The organism is Rhodococcus sp. O3, from assembly GCF_048897285.1.
Lineage (GTDB): Bacteria > Actinomycetota > Actinomycetes > Mycobacteriales > Mycobacteriaceae > Rhodococcus.
Genome location: NZ_JBMBTE010000002.1, coordinates 110359 through 130287, shown reverse-complemented (window position 1 = coordinate 130287; position 19929 = coordinate 110359). Strand labels below are relative to the sequence as shown.

Genomic DNA, 19929 nt, shown 5'->3' with positions numbered 1-19929 from the left:
ATGCGGTCACCATTGCCCGGCTGGTCATCCGACGACGACCGGCGAGGTGACGCGGCCGCCCTCGGCAACAGTTGCCCGGATCATCTTGTTGCTGCACACGGTGGGCATCATCGGCATCGCCGTGCCGTCGCAGGTGAACGTGATGCCGTCCGCCGCCGGCATGGGAACGTCCTTGGCGGTCTTGATCGCCTCGTTCACCGCGGCCGCGGTCGGTTCACCCTGCACACCCTGTGCGGCACGGATCAATCCGAGCATCGCCGCATAGCCCGTGCTCGTGAATCCACCGATCTCCACATCGGGGGCGTACTCGTCCATCACCGCCCGGTAGAGGACCGCTTCGGGCTCGTCGGAATCGATGTCGGCGCCGATGAAGACCAACGATCCGTCGAGCGTATCGCCGACCGCGTCGACGACCGCAGGGTCGAGGCACGGCTGGATGACCATTTTCGCCTGGGTTGCGCCGAGTGTCTGCAGGGACTTGAGCACGGACGTGCACATCGTCCCGTCACCGATCACCGCGACCGCCTCGGTCCCGTCCGCGAGCCCCGCGCTGACCTGCGGTGTGGAATCGGGAGTTCCGGGTGTCACCGGAGCGACCTGCAGCTCCACGCCTGCCGCGTCGAATGTCCCCTTACCCACCGCCTCCGTCGAGGCGATCACCGTACCGGTGTCGATCACGTACGCGGCGACCTTCTTGTACCCCTGTTCGGCGGCGTATGACGCCATGCCCGCGAGGGCACCCGGGAAACCGGGGCTCAGCACGTAGGTTCCGGGTGTCGTCAGCTCCGCGGCGCTCGTCCCGGAAGTGGTCAGATACGGGATGCCCGCCCCGGTGATGATCGGGACCATCGCGGCACCGTTTCCGGAGGTGGTGACGACGACCGCCGAGACGCCCTGCTCCACCATCTGGTTGGCACAGTCCTGGTTGGACGCCGGGTCCTCCTTGGCCGCACAGGAAACGACCTCGATCGGGTGTCCGGCGATGCCCCCGAGATGCGCATTGGCGTACTCGGCGGCCGCCTCCGCCGCCTGGCGGTTCTCCGGCATCGAAATCGCCGGTCCACCTTCGGGGTTGATCAACCCGATCTTGATCGGTGTACCGGTGGCCGGGTTGTCGGCGAAGGCGCCCTCGGGCGCCTCGACCGAGCTGCCACCCGAGTCGTCGGCACTGTCCGTGCCGCAGGCCGTCCCCGCGACCAGCGCGGGAATCGCAAGGAGCATGCCGGCCCGTAGGACCGAGGTTCGACCGGCGGATCTACACGTCTTGGACATGAGGCTTCCATCCTTCGTTCACGACGCGGGCGTCGGAGGCAGAGGTAGTGACATGGATCACATAAAGCTCGGCTGAGCGTAAGACGGGCGACTCACATGTGTCAATAGGACAGCCTAGTTATCTAAGTGGGATACCTGGAGGTGTTTCGGCGGGACCCGATCGGCGATACGCCCCGAGGACCGCGCTGCGCCGCTCAGGCCTCCACGCCGAAGGCGGCGCGGTGGTCGCGCGCCCACTGTTCGAGGGTGCGGCCCGGCCGGTGAGGTCGACGACCCGGGCCGCACCGCATCCGGGACCTCGACGGCGTCCCGCCGGTAGTCGAGGAGCATCTCCGCGACCGCGGACGAATCTCGTCCTCGATCAACCGCGACGGTGAAAAGAACCGGCCGCCGCCGCGGAATCGCGACGACGGCCGGTGAGCCGAACGAAACTGCTGTGAACGAAACCGCTAGGGCCGGTAGGCCCCCGAGGTGGCGAGCACCCACGCGAACTCGAACGCGACCTCGCGCCACTTCTCGTAGCGGCCCGACACTCCCCCGTGCCCGGCGCTCATCTCCGTCTTGAGGAGCAGCGGCGCGTCGCCGGTCTTGGTGGCGCGCAACTTGGCGACCCACTTGGCCGGTTCGACGTACAGCACCCGGGTGTCGTTGATGCTTGTGATCGCCAGGATCGCCGGGTAGTCCTTGGCCTCGACGTTCTCGTACGGGCTGTACGAGCGCATGTACGCGTACACCTCGGGATTGTCGAGCGGGTTGCCCCACTCGTCCCACTCGATGACGGTCAGCGGCAGCGACGGATCGAGGATCGAGGTCAGCGGATCGACGAACGGCACGTTCGCGAGGATGCCCGCGAACAACTCGGGCGCGAGGTTCGCGACCGCACCCATGAGCAGACCGCCCGCGCTGCCGCCGTCCGCGACCAGACGATCCGGGGACGTCACCCCGGTGTCGATCAGGTGCTGCGCGCACGCGACGAAATCGGTGAAGGTGTTCTTCTTGGTGAGCGCCTTGCCGTTCTCGTACCAGTGCCGGCCCATCTCGCCGCCGCCGCGGACGTGGGCGACCGCGAACACCATGCCGCGGTCGAGCAGCGACAGCCGTGCCACCGAGAATCCGGGATCGATGCTGGCCTCGTACGAGCCGTAGCCGTAGAGCAGTGTCGGTGCGGGACCCTCGGGCAGGTCCTTGCGCTGCACGATCGACAGCGGAATCCGGGTGCCGTCCTCCGCGACCGCCCACTCCCGGCGCTGCTCGTACCGGGTGGGATCGAAGTCGCCCAGCACCGGTTGCGCCTTGCGCAGCAGCAGTTCGCCGGTGTCGACGACGAGGTCGTAGACCCGGCTCGGGGTGATGAACGAGGTGAACCCGAGGCGGAGTGTCGGCTGGTTCCATTCGGGGTTCGCGCCCGGTCCGACGGAGAACAGTTCCTCGTCGAATTCGATTTCCGCGAAATCGCCGTAGCCGTCGGCCGTCAGCGGCCACACCGCGAGCCGGGTCAGTGCCTCACGCCGGTACCCGATGACCAGGTGACCCGCGAACGCGTCGACGTCCTCGAGCCGCACGTCCTCGCTGTGCTCGATGAGGGTGTGCAGCGCGGACGGATCGTCGACGGGCGCCTCCGCGAGCACGAAGTTCTCGGCCTTCACGCCGGCGGGATCGACGTCGTTGTGCAGCACGAGGAATCGGTCCTCACCCGCGACGACGGCGTGCTCCGCGCTGTACTCGACACCCTCGCGCCGGGGCAGCAGCACACGGAATTCGCCTGTCGGGTTGTCGGATTCGAGGACCCACCCTTCGGTGGTGATCTTCGATCCCACCCAGATCATCAGGTACTTCTCGCTGCGGGTCGAGCCCACCGACACCCAGAACCGCTCGTCCGGTTCGTGGAAGACCTTCACGTCCTCGCTGCGGTCGGTACCGAGGCGGTGCCGCCACACCGTGTCCGGCCGCCACGACTCGTCGACGGTGAGATAGAAGACGTGGGTGTGGTCGATCGCCCACGTCGCGCCGGGCGCGGTACCGGGAATCTCGTCGGGCAGCAGTTCACCGGTGACCAGGTTCTTGAACCGCAGCGTGTACCGCTCGTCGCCGACCACGTCGGTGGAGTAGGCGAGCAGCGTGCCGTCGTGGCTGACCGAGAACGCGCCGATGGAGAAGAACTCGTGTCCCTCGGCTTCGGCGTTGCCGTCGAGCAGGATCTGCTCGCCGGGCAACTCGACGCCCGGTGCCGGTTCCGGCGGGGTCCAGTCGTCGGGGCCGGAGATCGGGCAGCGGCACTGGACTCCGTACTGCTTCCCCTCGGCGGTGCGGGCGTAGTACCACCAGTCGCCGAGGCGGGTCGGCACCGACATGTCGGTTTCCTGCGTGCGCGACTTGATCTCGTCGAAGATCTTCTCGCGCAGCGGCGCCAGATCCGCGGTCTGCTGTTCCGTCCACGCATTCTCGGCCTCGAGATATGCGATGACGTCGGGGTTCTCCTTGTCGCGCAACCATTCGTACTCGTCGACGAAGGTGTGCCCGTGGTGGGTGCGCTCGATCGGAACCTTCTTGGCGACCGGGGGCGCCGACAGGGGTGCCGACTCCGGCATCACTGCCCCCCGATCCAGTCGTCGAACGACAGCCCGGAGATCCGCTCGTACGCCTCGATGTAGCGGGCACGGGTCTTGTCGACGACGTGCTGCGGCAGCGCCGGCGGCAGGGTGTCGGACTTGCGGTCCCAGCCGGATTCCGGCCCGGTCAGCCAGTTGCGGACGATCTGCTTGTCGAAGCTCGGCTGCACCTTGCCTTCCTCGTACTCCTCGGCGGGCCAGTAGCGCGACGAATCCGGGGTGAGCACCTCGTCGGCGAGCACCAGGTTGCCGGCCTTGTCGAGACCGAACTCGAACTTGGTGTCGGCGAGCAGGATGCCGCGCTCGGACGCGTACATCGCGGCGCGGTCGTAGATGTCGAGGGTGTCCTGGCGCAGCTTCATCGCGAGGTTCAGGCCGACCTTCTCGGCGACCTGCTCGAAGCTGATGTTCTCGTCGTGGTCGCCGAGGTCGGCCTTGGTGGCGGGGGTGAAGATCGGCTCCGGCAGGCGGCTCGCCTCGACGAGCCCCTCGGGCAGTTTCACGCCGCACACCGAGCCGGTGGCCTGGTAGTCGAGCAGGCCGGAGCCTGTGAGGTAGCCGCGGGCGACGCATTCGACGGGCACCATCTGCAGCCGCTTGACGACCAGCGCACGACCCAGGAGGTCTTCGGGGATGCGTTCGTCGTCGGGTTCACCGGCGAGATGGTTGTTCGCGTCGAGCAGGTTGAAGAAGAACACGCTCATCGCGGTGAGGACCCGGCCCTTGTCGGGAATCGGGGTGGCGAGCACGTGGTCGTAGGCCGAGATCCGGTCGCTGGCCACGAGCAACAGGTGCTCGTCGTCGATGACATACAGGTCGCGGACCTTGCCGCCGGCGAGGTGGGAGTAGGACTCGAGTGAAGGACGCACGATGTCACCCTAGTGCTCGCGGGCGACATCCACGGCAAGCCGGTGACAGATCTCCCATCCGTGACAATGGCGGAGACACTCGGACACGATCCGATCGACGACGGGAGCACGATGGCAGCGGGAACGGTACATGTGGACGTCGGGTTCCGGTCGGAACGCGGTCCGATCCTGCTGGCCCTGATGCTCGCGACCGCGCTGGTCGCCCTCGAGAGCACCATCCTCGCGACCGCCGTCCCCACGATCGTCGCCGACCTCGGCGGATTCACGCAGTTCCCGTGGTTGTTCTCGAGCTATCTGCTGACGCAGGCGGTGCTCGTGCCGGTGTACGGCAAGCTGTCCGACGTGTTCGGCCGCAAACCGGTCCTGCTGTTCGGGATCGCGGTGTTCGCTCTCGGATCGTTGCTGTGTGCGCTGGCGTGGAGCATGCCCGCGCTGATCACGTTCCGGGCGGTGCAGGGCATCGGCGCCGGGGCGGTGCTGCCGATGGCACAGACCATCGCCGGGGACATCTACACCGTCGCCGAACGCGCGAAGGCGCAGGGCTACATCGCCAGCGTGTGGGGAATGTCCTCGGTCGTCGGGCCCGCGATCGGCGGGATCTTCTCCGACTTCGTGTCCTGGCGCTGGATCTTCTGGGTGAACCTTCCGCTGTGCGCGCTCGCGGCGTGGGTGCTCGTCCGCAGCTTCGACGAGTCGCAGACGGAGGACCGGCCGGAACGTCGTCCGATCGACTGGGCGGGCGCGGCGGTGTTGGCGCTGGCCGCCGGACTGCTGATCCTCGGCCTGCTCGAAGGCGGCCAGGCGTGGGCGTGGGCGTCGGTGCCGAGCGCCGCGATCTTCCTGGCGTCGGCCGCCCTGTTCGTGGTGTTCGTCCTGGTGGAGCGGCGGGCCGCGGATCCGATTCTGCCGGTGTGGGTGTTCACGCGGCGGGTGCTGTTGTCGACGAGCGCGGTCGCCGCGATGGTCGGCGCGGTGGTGATGGGCCTGACGTCGTACGTTCCGGCCTTCGTGCAGGGAGCGCTCGGCACCACGGCCCTGGTCGCCGGGTTCACCCTGGCGACGCTGACCATGGGCTGGCCGGTCGCGGCGTCGCAGTCGGGACGGTTGTATCTGCGCCTCGGCTTCCGTGCGACCGCGCTGATCGGCGCGGTACCGGCGATCTGCGGCACGGCCCTGCTGACGCGGCTCGACGTGCATTCGCAGATCTGGCACGTCGCGACGTGCTGCCTGCTCATCGGTCTCGGGATGGGACTGATCGCCAGCCCCTCCCTGATCGCGGCGCAGGCGAGCGTCGGGTGGTCCGAGCGCGGCGTCGCGACCGGGGCGAACGCGTTCGCGCGCGGACTGGGCAGCGCCGTCGGGGTCGCGGTGTTCGGGGCGTTGGCCAACGCGGCGGCCGGGGGTACCGATGCCCCGGATGCCGGGCAGGTCGCCGCGTCGATCGATCCGGTGTTCACCGCGGTGCTGATCGCGACGATCGCGCTGGCCGTCGCGGCGGCGACGATCCCGGGCCGCCCCGCCGACGCATCCTGACGTCGCAGCCCCACACGACCGGCGGTCGTGTGGGGCCGAGTCGTGGGTGGGATGCGTCAGCAGGTGATGTCGCCCTCCGGCACGGTCAGGTCGACGAGGTACGACACGACCGGGGTGTCGATGCACCACTGTCCGGTCAGCACGACCCCGTGCTGGGTGCCGCGGTAGGTGACCAGGACACCGCCCAGCTGGTCCGCGAGATCGACGCCGGCCTGGTAGGGCGTCGCGGGGTCCTCCGTGGTGGACACCACCAGCACCGGTGCCAGTCCCGACACCTCGACGGTGTGCGGGGTGCTCGTCGGCGGCACCGGCCAGAACGCGCACGTGTCGAGCGGTGCCTGACCGGAACCGTAACCGTCGTCGAGGAACGGTGCGACCTCGCGCAGGCGGGTGTCGAGTTCGCCGAGCGCCGCCCGGTCGGTCGAGGCCGGATCGTCGACGCATCGCACGGCCGTCATCGCCTCGGCCGAGTTCGAGTAGGCACCGTCGGCGGATCGCCCCTCATACAGATCGGCGAGCATGAGCAGCGTGTCGCCGGTGCCCGCGGCCAGCTCGTCGAGCCCCGCCATCAGCGGCTCCCACATGCTCGGCGAATACAGACCCGCGATCACGCCCGTCATCGCATCCGAGTAGCTGAGGCCACGCGGATCCGCCGTCGCCGCCGGGCTGTCGACGAGGGGGTCGACGAGTTCCCGGAACCGCTGCACCGCCCCGGCCGGATCGTCCCCGAGCGGGCACCCGGCGAGTGTCGTGCAGCGCGTCGCGAACTCGTCGAACGCCTGCTGGAATCCGGCCATCTGGTTCAGCACCTGTTCGTCGGAATTCTGCTGGGGATCGAGGGCGCCGTCGAGGACCATCGCACGCACGTTCTGCGGGAACTGCTCCGCGTAGGCGGTGCCGAGCCGGGTGCCGTACGAGTAACCGAGGTAGGTGAGCTGCCGGTCGCCGAGCACCGCGCGGATGACGTCCATGTCCCGGGCGACATCCCGCGTGCCGACGTTCGCGAGCACGTCCGCCCCGGTTCGTTCGGCGCACTGTGCCGCGAACTCCTGTGCCTCCTGTTCGGCCTCGGCGATAGCCTCCGGGCTGCGGTCGAGATCGGCCTCGGCCCTGTCCTCGTCCTTCTCCTCGGCGGTCAGGCACACGATCTGCGGGGTCGACGCTCCGATGCCGCGCGGATCGAACCCGATGACGTCGAAGTGCTCGGCCAGCGGCGTTCCGGTCCCCACCACTGCCATGCCGAGCCCGGAGGCACCGGGGCCACCGGGATTGACCAGCAGGGAACCGACCTTCTCACCGGTCGCCGCCATGCGGGACACCGCGATCTGCGCGGTCTGTCCCTGCGGATCGCCGTAGTCGACGGGAACGTTCACCTTCGCGCACTCGAGCGTGCCGAGGTCGGATCCGTCGGTGCTGAACCCGTCGCAGGAACCCCACTCGATCTGCTGGGCGTAGAAGTCTTCCAGGCCGTCCGGGATCTCCCCGGCATCCGAGCGCACGTCGGGATCCGCCGCGGCGTACGGCGCCGTGACGACACCGGCGGTCAGGAACGCAGCGGTTGTCAGGATCGCCGCTGCGGCGACACGCCGCAGCGGACGCACCTCGGAGAACTGTGAAGCCACCATGCGATTCGCCTGCCCTTCAAGAGGTTCGGGCGGACCTGCCCGAAGGCCCGAAGCGGAGCCTTCGGGTCCTTCGAGCGTCGCGTCGAAGGGTGGGGCGAACCAGCAGCCCTGGGTGGAGACAGCGGCACCCTCTGCGTTACCGGGAAATCCCGGACCGGGAGACGGTCAGCAACGCGTGAGCAGGGTGCACCACTCGTCGAGATCCGGAGCGGATGCCAGCGACACGAAATCGACGTCGGCGCCGGCGCCGCGCCAGTGCTCGACGAGCGCCATCAGGCGTACCGAGTCGAGACCCTGATCGACCAGGCTCGCCGTCGGGTCCAGCTCGTCGGGCTCCACCTCGAGAATTCGGGCGGTGTCGGCGAGAATCGTTCCGCGATCCAGCATGCTTCTCCTTTGCTACGAACGCGTCGGCAGTGCCGCGAGTCCGGTGTCGATGGATTCGAGTGCGAGCAGCGCTGTTTCGTAGGTGGCGGCGTTGGCGTGCCGTACCGGGACCAGGTTGCCCGCCCGAACCGCGGGCAGGTTCTGCCACAGCGGTGAGTCGAAGACGGCCTGCAGTTCGGGCGGGACCGAACCGTCGGCGTCGACGCCGTAGACGATCACGTCGGCGTCGGCCAGGTTCGCGGGCATCTGCTCGAGCGACAGGTACTCGCCGTGGACATCCGCGGGATCGGCAGGCTCACCGGGGAATTCGAAACCGAGGTCGTCGAACAGGTTGGTGGTGTAGGACGCAGCGTACTCGCGGAAGAACTCGCCCGCTTCGGTGCCGCACACGCTGCACACTCCCGCGAACTTCAGGCCCCCGAGGGTGCCGGCGTAGGTCCGGGCGATTTCGGCGGCGCGAGTCTCGTACTCCTGCTTGAACTCACCGTAGGCGTCGGCCACGCCCGCAGCATCGGCGTACTGTTCGCCGAGTTCACGCCATTGCCCCGGGTCGGTGGGCCCGAGGAACACGACCGGAGCGAGCGCTTCGAGCTTGGCGAGGTCGAGCGCTTCTCTCGCCCGTGCCGGGACCCCCATGATGATCAGGTCGGGCCGGGCAGCGGTGACGGCTTCGTAGTCGAGTTCGGCGACCGAGGCGTCGGGGGCGACCTTGGGCAGGGTCTCGTAGGCGGCGAGGGTCTCCGCGTCCATGTTCTCGAGTTCGCGGGTCCATTCACACACCGCGGCGAGGTTGGCGCCCGCCTGGATCAGCGGAAGGGTCGCGTAGCCGCACGCGACGATGCGCTGCGGGTCCGACGGGATCTCGACGGGGCCGTTCTGGGCGGCGAACGTGCGTGTCGGCGCGGCACTCTCGTCGCCGTCGCTGCTGTCGCTGCATCCCACGAGGCCGGCGGTCAACACCGCAGCCAGGCCGAGCACAGCAAGTCCGCGTGCACCACGCGTTCCCCTCATCAACGTCTCCCGCTTCGTCCGGTCGCAGGCCCGAGCACCCGCATTATTTTGGTTAGGCTAACCGAAACCCAGCGTGGGTCAAAGCTCCCGTTCGCCCGAATTCACGTCGGGCGAATCCGGGCCACACCGACTCCGACGCGGACAGCACCAAAGGTTAGCCTAACCGTATATGGTCTCGAGTGGTCGTGTGCCCCACGCGATCGTCCACTTCACCGCTACCGAGAGGTGTGCGTCATGCAGGCACCGGCCCACGCCGTGCAGGTCACCGGCACGGCCCCCTTCGCGCTGTCCCGGCCCCACGGCACGGTCGTCGCCGACGGTGTCGCCGAATCCTGGTCCCGCGTCGGCGAGGCAGCCGCAGCCCTGCGCGCGGGAACGGTCTGCGCCGTCGTCGGCGCCCTGCCCTTCGACCCGGACCACCCGGCGGCCCTGACCGCTCCCCACACCCTGACGCACACGCCCACCCCGATCGCCACCGCTGCCGAGGCGCTTCCCGCCATCGTCGTCGACGCGGCACTGCCGTCCGAACGCGAGCATCTCGACCGGGTCGCGACCGCCCTGACGCGACTGCGGTCGGACGACGCACTCGCCAAGGTAGTTCTCGCCCGCGCCCTCGTCCTGCGCGCCGAGCGGCCGGTCACCGCCGGGCAGCTGCTGCACCGGTTGGCCGCAAACGACCCGAACGGCAACGGTTTCGCCGTCGATCTGAGCCCCGCGGGCAGAAGCTGGCACGGACGATACCTGGTCGGTGCCAGCCCCGAGGTCCTCATCCGCCGCCGCGGCGACCGCGTCATCGCGCATCCCCTCGCCGGGTCCGCGCCGCGCCACTCCGATCCCGAGACCGACCGCAGAACCGGCGAGGAACTCGCCGCCTCCGCCAAGAACCTTGCCGAGCACGCACACGTCGTCGCGGACCTGCGCGCGAGCCTCGAACCCCTGTGCACCGACCTCGACATCCCGGACCGGCCCCGACTGACCGGCACCCGGCAACTGTGGCACCTCGGCACGCCGGTGTCCGGGCGCCTGCGCGACCCGTCCGTCACCGCGCTGGACCTGGCCGTCGCGGTGCACCCGACCCCCGCGATCTGCGGCACCCCCACGGTCGCCGCGCGCGAGACGATCCGCGAGCTCGAGGGTGACCGTGGCTTCTATGCCGGCGCGATCGGATGGTGCGACACCGACGGCGACGGCGAATGGATGGTCACGATCCGGTGCGCCGTGCTGGACGCCGACGGCCGCACGATCACCGCGCACGCCGGTGGCGGCATCGTCGCCGCATCCGATCCTCAGGACGAACTCGACGAAACCACAACCAAATTCGGAACCGTTCTCGATGCATTGGGGGTACACCGGTGAGCACACCCGCCAGTCTCGTCGTCGGCGCCGCACAGGGCATAGGCCGCGCGACCGCCCTCACGCTCGCCGGGGCGGGTCATCGCGTCGTGCTCGCCGACCGCGACCCCGAAGGTCTGCGCAAGACCGCAGCGATGCTGGACGGACCCGCCCCCACCTTCCCGGTCGACATCCGTGACGCCGACGCCGTCGACTTCGCAATCGACACCATCGAATCCGAGCACGGCCCCATCACGAAACTCGCACACGTCGCCGGTGTGTTCTCCACCGCCTCGATCCTCGACGGCGACCCGGACGAATGGCAGCGCATCTACGACGTCAACGTCACCGGCCTGGTGTCGGTGCTGCGCGCCGTCGGCCGGAAGATGCGCGACCGCGCAGGTGGGTCGATCGTCGTGGTCGGTTCGAACTCGGCGGGTGTGCCCCGAATCGGTATGGGGGCCTACGGATCGTCGAAGGCCGCGGCGTCGATGATCGTGCGGGTCCTCGGGCTCGAACTCGCCGAATTCGGGATCCGCGCCAACATCGTCGCGCCCGGATCCACCGACACCGCGATGCAGCGGTCGCTGTGGGCCGACCCGGACGACGACGCGGGCGCACTCGGCGCGATCGCCGGTGACCCCGCCCAGTTCAAGGTCGGTATCCCGCTCGGCCGGATCGCCGAACCCGGCGATATCGCCGACGCGATCGAGTTCCTGCTCTCCGACCGCGCCCGGCACATCACCATGCAAGCCCTGTACGTCGACGGTGGCGCGACCCTGCGCGCCTGAGCATCCCCCGAAAGGATCGTTTCGTGACATCCGGCCTGCGGCGCACCGCGCTCGCCGAAACCGCCCGCTACCCCGACGAATTCGCGGAGCTGTATCGGGGAGCGGGGTACTGGACCCCGGAGACGTTCGCGCAGTTCCTGCCGGCCCGCGCCGCCCTGTTCGGCGACCGGGTCGCCGTCACCGGACTGGATGCGCGCGGCCAACGACAGCGCCTGACCTACCGTGAACTGGACGAATCCGCGGCCCGGATCGCGTCGGGGCTCGCAGAACTCGGCGTGCATGCCGGGGACCGCGTGGTCGTGCAGCTGCCGAACATCGTCGAGTACACCGAGGTGCTGTTCGCGGTTTTCCGTCTGGGTGCGCTGCCGGTGTTCGCGCTGCCCGCGCACCGTGCCGCCGAGATCGGCTACTTCTGCAGGTTCGCCGACGCCGCCGCGTACGTCGTGGCTGCGGAACACGGCGGATTCGACTACCGGAACCTCGCCCGCGAGGTGTGTGCGGATCTGGAGAACCCCCCGGTGGTCGTGGTCGCCGGTGATGCCGCGGAGTTCACCGCACAACCCCCGTCGCTGCGCTCGCCCGTCCCACTCGATGCGCTGCGCGCGCACGAGCCGGGCCCGACGGCGGAACTCGACTCCGAATCGGTTGCCTTCCTTCAGCTCTCCGGTGGCACGACCGGGACTCCGAAGCTGATTCCGCGGACCCATTCCGACTACCTCTACTCGGTGCGCGAATCGGCCCGCATCTGCGGGGTCGACGCCGACACGCGCATGCTCGTGGCACTGCCTGCCGCCCACAACTTCCCGATGAGCTCCCCCGGCATCCTCGGCGTGCTGCACAGCGGCGGCACGGTGGTGCTGGCCCCGGATCCCAGCCCCGACACCGCGTTCGCGCTGATCGAACGCGAAGCGATCACGATGGCCTCGCTGGTGCCGCCTCTCGCAATGGCGTGGCTGTCGGCGCGGGTCCGCAGCGAACGCGACCTGTCGTCCCTGCAGGTGCTGCAGGTCGGCGGCGCGAAGTTCCCCGCCGAAGCCGCCAAACGGGTGCGGCCCGAACTCGGCTGCACGCTCCAGCAGGTCTTCGGAATGGCGGAGGGACTGGTGAACTACACGCGTCTCGACGACGACGAGGACACGATCGTCACCACGCAGGGGCGGCCGATCAGCGTGCACGACGAGATCCGCATCCTCGACGACGCCGGCGTTCCCGTACCGGCCGGCGGCACCGGACACCTGCTCACCCGCGGCCCCTACACGATCCGCGGCTACTACAATGCCCCCGAACACAATTCGACGGCATTCACCCCGGACGGTTTCTACCGCACCGGCGACATCGTCCGTCTCACCGAACGCGGCTACATCGTGGTCGAGGGCCGCGCCAAGGACCAGATCAACCGCGGCGGCGAGAAGATCGCCGCCGAGGAGGTCGAGAACCATCTGATCGCCCATCCCGCGGTGCTCGACGCCGCCGTCGTGGCGATGCCCGACCGGTACCTCGGCGAACGCACGTGCGCATTCGTCGTGACCGAAGGGGAATCCCCGAAAGCACTCGAGCTCAAGGCTTTCCTGCGTGAACGCGGCCTGGCCGGATACAAGATCCCGGACAGGGTGCGCTTCGTCGACGCCTTCCCCGTGACCGGCGTCGGCAAGATCAGCCGGAACGAACTGCGGCGCGCGCTGGCCGCGACCTTCGAGAACTGAACGCCCAACCCGAGAAAGCGAAGCTCATGGCCCTTCCCGAGTCCGTGTCCTATCCGCTGCCCGACGAACAGCCGGCGAACAGGGTGTCCTGGACGATCGACCCCGAGCGTGCGGTGCTGCTCGTGCACGACATGCAGGAATACTTCGTGCGCTCGTTCGACCGCTCCGCCGACCCCCTCGCGACGGTGGTACCGAACATCGACGGGATCCGCGACTCCGCGCACGCGGCGGGCGTGCCGGTCGTCTACACCGCGCAGCCCGGCAACCAGGATCCCGCCGATCGCGCTCTGCTGCTCGACTTCTGGGGTCCGGGTCTGACGGCCGATCCGGCCGAGACCGCAATCATCGACGACCTGGCTCCGCACGAGAACGACGTCCTGCTCACCAAGTGGCGCTACAGCGCGTTCATCCGCACCGACCTGCTCGAGCGGATGCGCGCGTGGGGCCGCGACCAGCTGATCGTCACCGGGGTCTACGCGCACATCGGCTGCCTGACCACCGCGCTCGACGGGTTCATGAACGACATCCAGGTCTTCTTCGTCTCCGACGGCACCGCCGACTTCTCGCGGCGCGAGCACGTCGATGCTCTGAACTACGTGGCCTCGCGCTGCGCGGTCGTGCTTCCCACCGGCGACGTCGTCGACGCGCTGGCGTCGGCGAACGTCGCCGGGGACCTGGCCACGGCCCGAGCCTGACCTATGCGGCTGCGGTGACGCGTTCGTCGCGTCGCATCGCGAGCTCCGCGTAGCGGCCGTCGCGTGCGAGAAGTTCATCGTGGCTGCCCAGTTCGACGATGCGGCCCCGGTCGAGCACCGCGATCGCGTCGGCCGCCCGCACCGTCGAGAGGCGGTGGGCGATGGTGATCGTGGTGCGTCCGCTGCGCGCGGCGTCGAGTGCCTGCTGAACGGCCCGTTCGGTCTCGTTGTCGAGCGCACTGGTCGCCTCGTCGAGCACGAGGATCCGCGGATCCCGCAACAGCGTCCGGGCGATCGCGAGGCGCTGCTTCTCACCACCGGAGAAGCGGTGCCCGCGGGCGCCGACGAGCGTGTCGTATCCGTCGGGGAGCGAGACGATCTGGTCGTGGATCTGCGCGGCGCGCGCGGCGTCCTCGATTTCCGCGTCGGTGGCGTCGGGCTTGGCGTAGCGCAGGTTCTCCCGCACGGTCGCGTGCAGCAGGTAGGTCTCCTGCGAGACGACACCGACGAGTGCGGCGACGTCGGAGAGCGGAAGGTCGCGCAGATCGACACCGTCGATCGTGACGCGGCCGGTCGTCGGGTCGTGGAGGCGAGCGACGAGCGAGCCGAGTGTGGTCTTGCCGGAACCGGTCTCGCCGACGAGGGCGATCTGCGCGCCGGCCGGTACGTCGAGATCGATGTGGTCGAGCGCGGGACGGTCGGAGCCCGGGTAGTACAGGCTCACGTCCTCGAAGCGCACCGCTCCGGCGACCCGGTCGAGGCCGAGCCGGACCGGCTCTGCGGGTTCGTCGATCTCCACGATCAGGTCCAGATATTCGAAGATCCGGCTGAACAGGGCCAGCGACGCGGTGACGGACACGCCCACGTCGAGCAGGCTCATGAGGGGGCGGAACAGCGCGGCCTGCAGGCCGGTGAACGCGACCAGGGTGCCGATGGTCATGCCGCCGGAGGTCGCGGGCAGGCCGGCCACGAGGTACAGCACCGCGGGGATCGCCGCGAACACGATGTTCATGGTGGCCATGCGCCACCGGCCCGACAGCTGCGCGTGGACCTCGAGGTCCGCGAGTTCGGCGGAGGTGTCCGCGAAGCGACGGGACATGGACGGTCCGGTGCCGAGCGTCTTGGACAGGAGCACACCGCTGATGGACAGGCCCTCTTCGATCTGGGTCTGCATGTCGGCGAGGCGGCGCTGCTGACGCGCGGTGACCTCGCGGCGCATGAGTGCGACCTTGCGGGTCAGCCAGATCGCGGGCGGCAGCACCACGAGCGAGAGCAGCGACAGGCGCCAGCTCAATACGGCCATCGCGACGGCGGTGCCGACGACGGTGGTGATGTTGGCGGCGATCGACGTGGCCGTGGAGGTCACGACGTTCTGCATTCCGCCGATGTCGTTGGTCAGCCGGGACTGGATCTCACCGCCGCGGGTGCGGGTGAAGAAACTCAGGGACTGACGCTGCAGGTGGGTGAAGACGCGGGTGCGCAGGCCGTGCATGATGCGCTGGCCCACGGTGGTGGAGATCCAGGTCTGGGCGACGCCGAGCACCGAGGAGGCGACGGTCACCGCGAGCATGCCGGCGACGACCCACAGCAGCAGCGACACGTTCTGTTCGGGGATGGCGTGGTCGATGGCCGCGCGGACGAGGAAGGGGCTGGCGAGGGAGATCACGGACGAGGTGACGATGAGCGCCACCACGAGTCCGATCTGCCAGCGGTAGGGGGCGAAGAGGGCACCGATACGGCGCAGGCTGACGGGTGAGTCCTGAAGCTGGCGTCGATCGAGGGGGTCGACCTTGCCCCGTCGTCCGGGGCCGGGACCGCCGCCCGGGGGGAGGTGCATCATGTACACCACCTCCTTCTGAGTCGATGTAACGTATTGAGGTTGCCTCACTAAGAGGTAAACGTCAAATGCGGTACTCTTCATTCCATGGCCGATTCACCCGCAACCTTGCGTGATCTGCTGATCACGGCCACCCGCACGCTGCGACGACGCTGGCACGAGACCCTCGAACCGTGGCATTTGTCACCTCATGAGCACCGCGCACTGCGCGTCGTCGGCGGCTCCGACGGATCCCCGCTGCGGCTCGGCGAGGTCGCCAAGGCGCTGCGGATCGTGCCGCGCTCGGCCACCGAGGTGATCGACCGGCTCGAGGCCCGCGGCCTCACCGAACGGATTCCCGATCCCGCCGACCGCCGCGCGGTGTGCGTGCAGCTGACCGACGCGGGACGCGACCTCGCCCGGCAACTCGAAGCGGCGCGCGACGCCGAGGCCGGCGAGTTCTTCGCCCCGCTCGACGACCACGACCGCGCCGAGCTCGCACGGATCCTGCGCAAGCTCGTCGAGTCCTGACGGAGTCCGCAGTTCCCGCAATCCGGATGGACAACAGCGCGCGGCCGTCTTCCCGATCGGCGGCTTGCGACGCCATGACGAGCGCCACATCCGGAATGGTTCGTTCGGAGGACGAGCACGGATCACAAACCTAGGTACCCTGCGATTGTTCGACGGCACATGGTCCCAGGAGGTTCGGCATGGTCGACTCACCCGAATCGGTTCGTCGCGGCTTCGGCCTGGTGACGGCGGCGCTCGCGATCACCACGCTGTCCGCCCTCCTGACGTCGCCGGTCGCCGGTGCGACACCGGGCGAAACCGGCCCCTGCCCCGAGCGTTTCGTGCTCGCGGTCGACGGCACGAAGAACCTCGATTCCTTCGACTCCCTGGATCCGGAGTCGCCGCTGGCGCTGATCTCGGAGCGCTACCGCCGGCCGGGCACGGTCGTCGAACACATCCGCTATCCCGCGGTGGTCGTGCCGGTGCCGGACTCCGGTTCCAGCAAGGGCTCGGACGGCATCGCATACGACGAGTCGAAGGCCATCGGCAAGAGCCGGTTGCGCGAGGCGATCACGCGGGAGCACGCGGCGTGCCCGAACTCGGAGCTCGTCGTGCTCGGTTACTCCCAGGGGGCCGCGGTCGCGGGCGATGTCCTGGCCGAGATCGCGCACGACGGTTCGGTTCCTCCGGACCGCATCCGGGGTGTGCTCTACGCGGATCCGCGCGACGAGAACGGCGTCGAGTCCCAGTTCCCCGGACAGGTGGCCCCGGGCATCACGCTCACGGGCGGACGCCACGATTTCGGTGACATCCGGGTGGACCGCGTCTGCCTCGCGGGCGATGCGGTGTGCGACGCCCGGACACCGGAGGACAGCGAGCACTGGCTCATCGAGGACCTCGCCGGATACCTGCTCCTGCACACCGAATATCCCGACTACGTGCGCTGACGCCCACATCGGCCGCACTGCCTACGATCGCCGCACTGCCTACATTCGACGCACGAGGGAACCGTCCCGGCGGCGGTCGTAGGTGATGCCGCACCTGTCGACGACCTGACCGAGCGTCACGTGGCAGCCCTCGCCGTCGGACGCCCGCGAGAAGCGGCCGTCGGGACGCACCCACACCCGAATCGCAGGCGCCGTCTCCGTGGAAGCGAGCAGGTACTCGTCGCAGCCGTCGGCGGCCACGGACACCCCGCGCACGGCACCCTGGGCAAACGCGAGTTCGATGAGGTCGTCGATCATGGCGTTAGGCTAGCCTAAACTAATCGACCGTGGGGGTGCTACGTCGATCGACGACAGATCGAGCCTCACAAGTTCGTGCACTAACTGTTGGTATCCTCGACGAGATGAGCTCCGACACCGCCGCTCCGTACACACCGACCCGCGCGGACGATCCCTTGGCGCTCGACCGTCAGGTGTGTTTCGCGCTCGCCGTGGCCAATCGCGCAGTGCTCGCGGTCTACCGGCCGATCCTCGAGCCGTTGGGACTGACCCATCCGCAGTATCTGGTGATGCTCGTCCTGTGGGAGCAGGCACCGCTGTCCGTCAAGGAGATCGGGCGCGTCCTGCAGCTCGACTCGCCCACCCTGTCGCCCCTGCTCAAGCGCCTGCAGGCGCTCGGGCTGATCACACGCACCCGCAGCACCGCCGACGAACGGCAGCTCGTCGTCGACCTCACCGACGAGGGTCGCGCGCTGCGGAGCCGCGCCGAGACCGTGCCCGGTACCGTCGTCGACACGCTCGGCGTGGACATCTCCGAACTCGAGGAGCTGCATGCCGTCCTGAGCCGCGTCAACGCGGCGGCATTGAAAGCCGGTGCGCTGCAACACAAGTGATGCCGCCTCGGTAGGCCGGGGCACAAACCCGCCGAACGCCCGGCCGCGCGCGCCCGGCTGCGCGCGGCCGTCCGGCGATTCGGTGCCTACGAGTCAGGCGGTGCGGAGCGCGACGGACGCCTCGCCCGTGTAGACGAGGAACGTCAGCGATTCCTGGAAGTACAGCTGCACGGTCTCGGCGTCGTGCGACAGATACCCGATGGACAGGTCCTGGCCGATCTGCAGGTCGAAGTCGCCGCCGCGGGTGCTGAGCACGAACGCGCCGTCGATCGCGGGAGCCCAGATGATGTCGCCGTCGATGAGCCGGCGGATCTGTTCCCGGATCGGGTAGCCGTGATCGGCCGTCTCGCTGACCTTCGTGAACTCGTCGGCGCCGAGCAGCACCGAGTACGGGCCGCCGACACCGGCGAGACGCAACTGCGACAAGGCCTGGCTGATCGCCTCGGGAATGTCGCGCGGATCCTCCGGCAGGTGCAGCGCCGGATTCGACGAACTCGCGCGGATCCCTTCGATCCCGGCCGCCGCGTAGCCCTCGAAGATCGCGCGGTCCTCCGCGAACGCGATCTTCTTCGCAGCCTCCTTCACCGGGTCCCAGTCGGAGTCCTGTGCGCCGCGCTCGACGTTGTCGATCTCCTCTCGGGACAGCGTGAACGGCACCCGTAGCTCGACGAGTGGCGCGACCCGGTGCCGCCGCGACTGCACACCCTCGGCGGGAGCGGCGATCGTCTCGGTGCGCCCCAGCCCGACCGCGGCGAAATCGGTGCCGTGCGGACCGGAGAAGTCCACGACCGTGCGGCCGGCGACGTGCCGCTTGAAGGTGCGGATCGCCTCCTCCTCGATCGACGCCCACGCGGCATCGGTGATCGGGGCGAGATCGCGGTAGAGGTTGTTCATCGCGTCGAACTCCTTCTGAGGGTGCCTATTCCGAGTGATCCGTCGCCCGGTGTCGTCGAACGCCCGTCGACGGGCTCCTCGCCCGCTTCGACGTTCACGACCCGGCGCGGTGCGGGAAGATCCTCCAGGAACTCGGCGGCCGGGCAGAAGAACAATCCACCGGTGACCGCCGTGGAGAAGTCGAGAATCCGATCGTGGTTGCCCGGCGGATCGCCGAGGAACATGTTGCGCAGCATCTGCTCGGTGACGTCCGGCGAGGCCGCGTATCCGATGAAATACGTGCCGAATTCGCCGCTGCCGATACTCCCGAACGCCATGTTGGCGCGCACGATCTGCCGTTCGTTGCCGTCCGCGTCGGTGACGTTGTTGAGTGCAACGTGCGAGTTCGACGGCTTGACGTCGTCGTCGAGCTCGATGTCGTCGAGTTTGGTCCGCCCGATCGCGCGTTCCTGCTCCTCGACCGTCAACGCATTCCACGACTCGAGGTCGTGCAGGTACTTCTGCACGATCACGTAGCTACCACCGGCGAACTCGGCGTCCTCGTCGCCGACGAGAGCTGCGGCGACCGCGTCGTCGTCCTCGGGGTTCTCGGTGCCGTCGACGAAACCGAGCAGGTCGCGACGATCGAAGTAGCGGAAGCCGTGCACCTCGTCGACGAAGGTCGCCACCGCGCGCAACCTGTCGTTGATCTTGGCGGCGAGCTCGAAGCACAGGTCCTGCGAGGAGGCCCGGATGTGGAAGAGCAGGTCGCCGGGAGTCGACGGGGCACGGTGTACTCCCCCGTCGAGTTCGACGAACTCGTGCAGCTCGGCCGGCCGCGGACCGTCGAACAGCCGGTCCCACAGGTGGGAGCCGATACCCACGACGCAGGACAGACCACCGTCGGGGATCCGGAATCCCACCGCGCGGCGCAGACCCGCAAGGTCTTCGAGCAGGTCACGGACGTCGGATTCACCACCCTCGTCGACGGTCGCGACGAGGAAGATCGCCGCCTCGGTGAGCGGCGTCAGGATCGGTTGCGCACGGGCCACAAGAGCACCGTAGA

The 19929-nt window shown here is 68.8% G+C and carries 18 protein-coding genes; 8 read left to right on the top strand and 10 right to left on the bottom strand.

Features of this window, described 5'->3' with window-relative positions; translation table 11 throughout:
• Window positions 1–24 precede the first annotated feature (24 nt).
• From ACN675_RS01625 to ACN675_RS01615, 3 genes are all read right to left on the bottom strand, one after another.
• Window positions 25–1221 (bottom strand): ABC transporter substrate-binding protein, encoded by a 1197-nt coding sequence (locus tag ACN675_RS01625; RefSeq protein ID WP_420749243.1) that lies wholly within the window; start codon window positions 1219–1221, stop codon window positions 25–27.
• Window positions 1222–1721: 500 nt separating this feature from the next.
• Window positions 1722–3860 (bottom strand): S9 family peptidase, encoded by a 2139-nt coding sequence (locus ACN675_RS01620; RefSeq protein WP_420749242.1) that lies wholly within the window; start codon window positions 3858–3860, stop codon window positions 1722–1724.
• The gene (locus ACN675_RS01615; protein WP_420749241.1) at window positions 3860–4750 is read right to left on the bottom strand and encodes a phosphoribosylaminoimidazolesuccinocarboxamide synthase; all 891 of its coding nucleotides are present in this window, start codon (window positions 4748–4750) and stop codon (window positions 3860–3862) included. Before ACN675_RS01615 ends, ACN675_RS01620 begins: the two co-directional genes overlap by 1 nt.
• A 111-nt stretch (window positions 4751–4861) precedes the next feature.
• Between ACN675_RS01615 and ACN675_RS01610 the strand changes: the two genes are divergently transcribed.
• Window positions 4862–6283 (top strand): MDR family MFS transporter, encoded by a 1422-nt coding sequence (locus ACN675_RS01610; RefSeq protein ID WP_420749290.1) that lies wholly within the window; start codon window positions 4862–4864, stop codon window positions 6281–6283.
• 56 nt (window positions 6284–6339) lie between these two features.
• Here the strand turns inward: ACN675_RS01610 and ACN675_RS01605 are convergent, their stop codons facing one another.
• From ACN675_RS01605 to ACN675_RS01595, 3 genes are all read right to left on the bottom strand, one after another.
• Window positions 6340–7908 (bottom strand): alpha/beta hydrolase, encoded by a 1569-nt coding sequence (locus ACN675_RS01605; protein WP_420749240.1) that lies wholly within the window; start codon window positions 7906–7908, stop codon window positions 6340–6342.
• A 165-nt stretch (window positions 7909–8073) separates the two neighbouring features.
• Window positions 8074–8295 carry a phosphopantetheine-binding protein gene (locus ACN675_RS01600; protein ID WP_420749239.1) on the bottom strand — a complete coding sequence of 74 codons (222 nt, stop codon included), beginning with the start codon at window positions 8293–8295 and terminating at the stop codon, window positions 8074–8076.
• A gap of 12 nt (window positions 8296–8307) precedes the next feature.
• The gene (locus ACN675_RS01595; RefSeq protein ID WP_420749238.1) at window positions 8308–9306 is read right to left on the bottom strand and encodes an ABC transporter substrate-binding protein; all 999 of its coding nucleotides are present in this window, start codon (window positions 9304–9306) and stop codon (window positions 8308–8310) included.
• A 234-nt stretch (window positions 9307–9540) separates the two neighbouring features.
• Between ACN675_RS01595 and ACN675_RS01590 the strand changes: the two genes are divergently transcribed.
• The 4 genes from ACN675_RS01590 to ACN675_RS01575 are packed head-to-tail and all read left to right on the top strand — an operon-like array spanning window position 9541 to window position 13827.
• Complete coding sequence (locus tag ACN675_RS01590) at window positions 9541–10662, top strand: isochorismate synthase (RefSeq protein WP_420749237.1); 1122 nt, start codon at window positions 9541–9543, stop codon at window positions 10660–10662.
• The gene (locus tag ACN675_RS01585; protein ID WP_420749236.1) at window positions 10659–11429 is read left to right on the top strand and encodes an SDR family oxidoreductase; all 771 of its coding nucleotides are present in this window, start codon (window positions 10659–10661) and stop codon (window positions 11427–11429) included. The genes ACN675_RS01590 and ACN675_RS01585 overlap by 4 nt, the downstream gene beginning before the upstream one ends.
• A 23-nt stretch (window positions 11430–11452) precedes the next feature.
• On the top strand, window positions 11453–13132 hold the full coding sequence (locus tag ACN675_RS01580; protein WP_420749235.1) for a (2,3-dihydroxybenzoyl)adenylate synthase: 1680 nt from the start codon (window positions 11453–11455) through the stop codon (window positions 13130–13132).
• 26 nt (window positions 13133–13158) lie between these two features.
• Window positions 13159–13827: an isochorismatase family protein gene (locus ACN675_RS01575; RefSeq protein ID WP_420749234.1), complete on the top strand. Its 669-nt coding sequence runs from the start codon at window positions 13159–13161 to the stop codon at window positions 13825–13827.
• A 1-nt stretch (window position 13828) separates the two neighbouring features.
• On the opposite strand, the gene ACN675_RS01570 is transcribed toward ACN675_RS01575, so the two are convergent.
• Window positions 13829–15667: an ABC transporter ATP-binding protein gene (locus ACN675_RS01570; RefSeq protein WP_420749233.1), complete on the bottom strand. Its 1839-nt coding sequence runs from the start codon at window positions 15665–15667 to the stop codon at window positions 13829–13831.
• A gap of 84 nt (window positions 15668–15751) precedes the next feature.
• Between ACN675_RS01570 and ACN675_RS01565 the strand changes: the two genes are divergently transcribed.
• Complete coding sequence (locus tag ACN675_RS01565; protein ID WP_420749232.1) at window positions 15752–16174, top strand: MarR family winged helix-turn-helix transcriptional regulator; 423 nt, start codon at window positions 15752–15754, stop codon at window positions 16172–16174.
• A gap of 179 nt (window positions 16175–16353) precedes the next feature.
• Complete coding sequence (locus ACN675_RS01560) at window positions 16354–17100, top strand: PE-PPE domain-containing protein (RefSeq protein ID WP_420749231.1); 747 nt, start codon at window positions 16354–16356, stop codon at window positions 17098–17100.
• 39 nt (window positions 17101–17139) lie between these two features.
• On the opposite strand, the gene ACN675_RS01555 is transcribed toward ACN675_RS01560, so the two are convergent.
• Window positions 17140–17397 (bottom strand): hypothetical protein, encoded by a 258-nt coding sequence (locus ACN675_RS01555; RefSeq protein ID WP_420749230.1) that lies wholly within the window; start codon window positions 17395–17397, stop codon window positions 17140–17142.
• A 104-nt stretch (window positions 17398–17501) separates the two neighbouring features.
• Between ACN675_RS01555 and ACN675_RS01550 the strand changes: the two genes are divergently transcribed.
• The gene (locus tag ACN675_RS01550; protein ID WP_420749229.1) at window positions 17502–17990 is read left to right on the top strand and encodes a MarR family winged helix-turn-helix transcriptional regulator; all 489 of its coding nucleotides are present in this window, start codon (window positions 17502–17504) and stop codon (window positions 17988–17990) included.
• A 93-nt stretch (window positions 17991–18083) separates the two neighbouring features.
• On the opposite strand, the gene ACN675_RS01545 is transcribed toward ACN675_RS01550, so the two are convergent.
• Window positions 18084–18884: a family 1 encapsulin nanocompartment shell protein gene (locus ACN675_RS01545; RefSeq protein WP_420749228.1), complete on the bottom strand. Its 801-nt coding sequence runs from the start codon at window positions 18882–18884 to the stop codon at window positions 18084–18086.
• Window positions 18881–19915, bottom strand: a complete 1035-nt coding sequence (locus ACN675_RS01540) for a Dyp-type peroxidase (RefSeq protein ID WP_420749227.1) — start codon at window positions 19913–19915, stop codon at window positions 18881–18883. Before ACN675_RS01540 ends, ACN675_RS01545 begins: the two co-directional genes overlap by 4 nt.
• Window positions 19916–19929: the final 14 nt, after the last annotated feature.

Bases quoted from the DNA above. Each gene is read 5' to 3' on its own strand.
- ACN675_RS01625 (WP_420749243.1), bottom strand. From the start codon at position 1,221: ATGCTCCTTGCGATTCCCGCGCTGGTCGCGGGGACGGCCTGCGGCACG.
- ACN675_RS01620 (WP_420749242.1), bottom strand. From the start codon at position 3,860: ATGCCGGAGTCGGCACCCCTGTCGGCGCCCCCGGTCGCCAAGAAGGTT.
- ACN675_RS01610 (WP_420749290.1), top strand. From the start codon at position 4,862: ATGGCAGCGGGAACGGTACATGTGGACGTCGGGTTCCGGTCGGAACGC.
- ACN675_RS01605 (WP_420749240.1), bottom strand. From the start codon at position 7,908: ATGGTGGCTTCACAGTTCTCCGAGGTGCGTCCGCTGCGGCGTGTCGCC.
- ACN675_RS01600 (WP_420749239.1), bottom strand. From the start codon at position 8,295: ATGCTGGATCGCGGAACGATTCTCGCCGACACCGCCCGAATTCTCGAG.
- ACN675_RS01595 (WP_420749238.1), bottom strand. From the start codon at position 9,306: ATGAGGGGAACGCGTGGTGCACGCGGACTTGCTGTGCTCGGCCTGGCT.
- ACN675_RS01590 (WP_420749237.1), top strand. From the start codon at position 9,541: ATGCAGGCACCGGCCCACGCCGTGCAGGTCACCGGCACGGCCCCCTTC.
- ACN675_RS01575 (WP_420749234.1), top strand. From the start codon at position 13,159: ATGGCCCTTCCCGAGTCCGTGTCCTATCCGCTGCCCGACGAACAGCCG.
- ACN675_RS01570 (WP_420749233.1), bottom strand. From the start codon at position 15,667: ATGATGCACCTCCCCCCGGGCGGCGGTCCCGGCCCCGGACGACGGGGC.
- ACN675_RS01565 (WP_420749232.1), top strand. From the start codon at position 15,752: ATGGCCGATTCACCCGCAACCTTGCGTGATCTGCTGATCACGGCCACC.
- ACN675_RS01560 (WP_420749231.1), top strand. From the start codon at position 16,354: ATGGTCGACTCACCCGAATCGGTTCGTCGCGGCTTCGGCCTGGTGACG.
- ACN675_RS01555 (WP_420749230.1), bottom strand. From the start codon at position 17,397: ATGATCGACGACCTCATCGAACTCGCGTTTGCCCAGGGTGCCGTGCGC.
- ACN675_RS01550 (WP_420749229.1), top strand. From the start codon at position 17,502: ATGAGCTCCGACACCGCCGCTCCGTACACACCGACCCGCGCGGACGAT.
- ACN675_RS01545 (WP_420749228.1), bottom strand. From the start codon at position 18,884: ATGAACAACCTCTACCGCGATCTCGCCCCGATCACCGATGCCGCGTGG.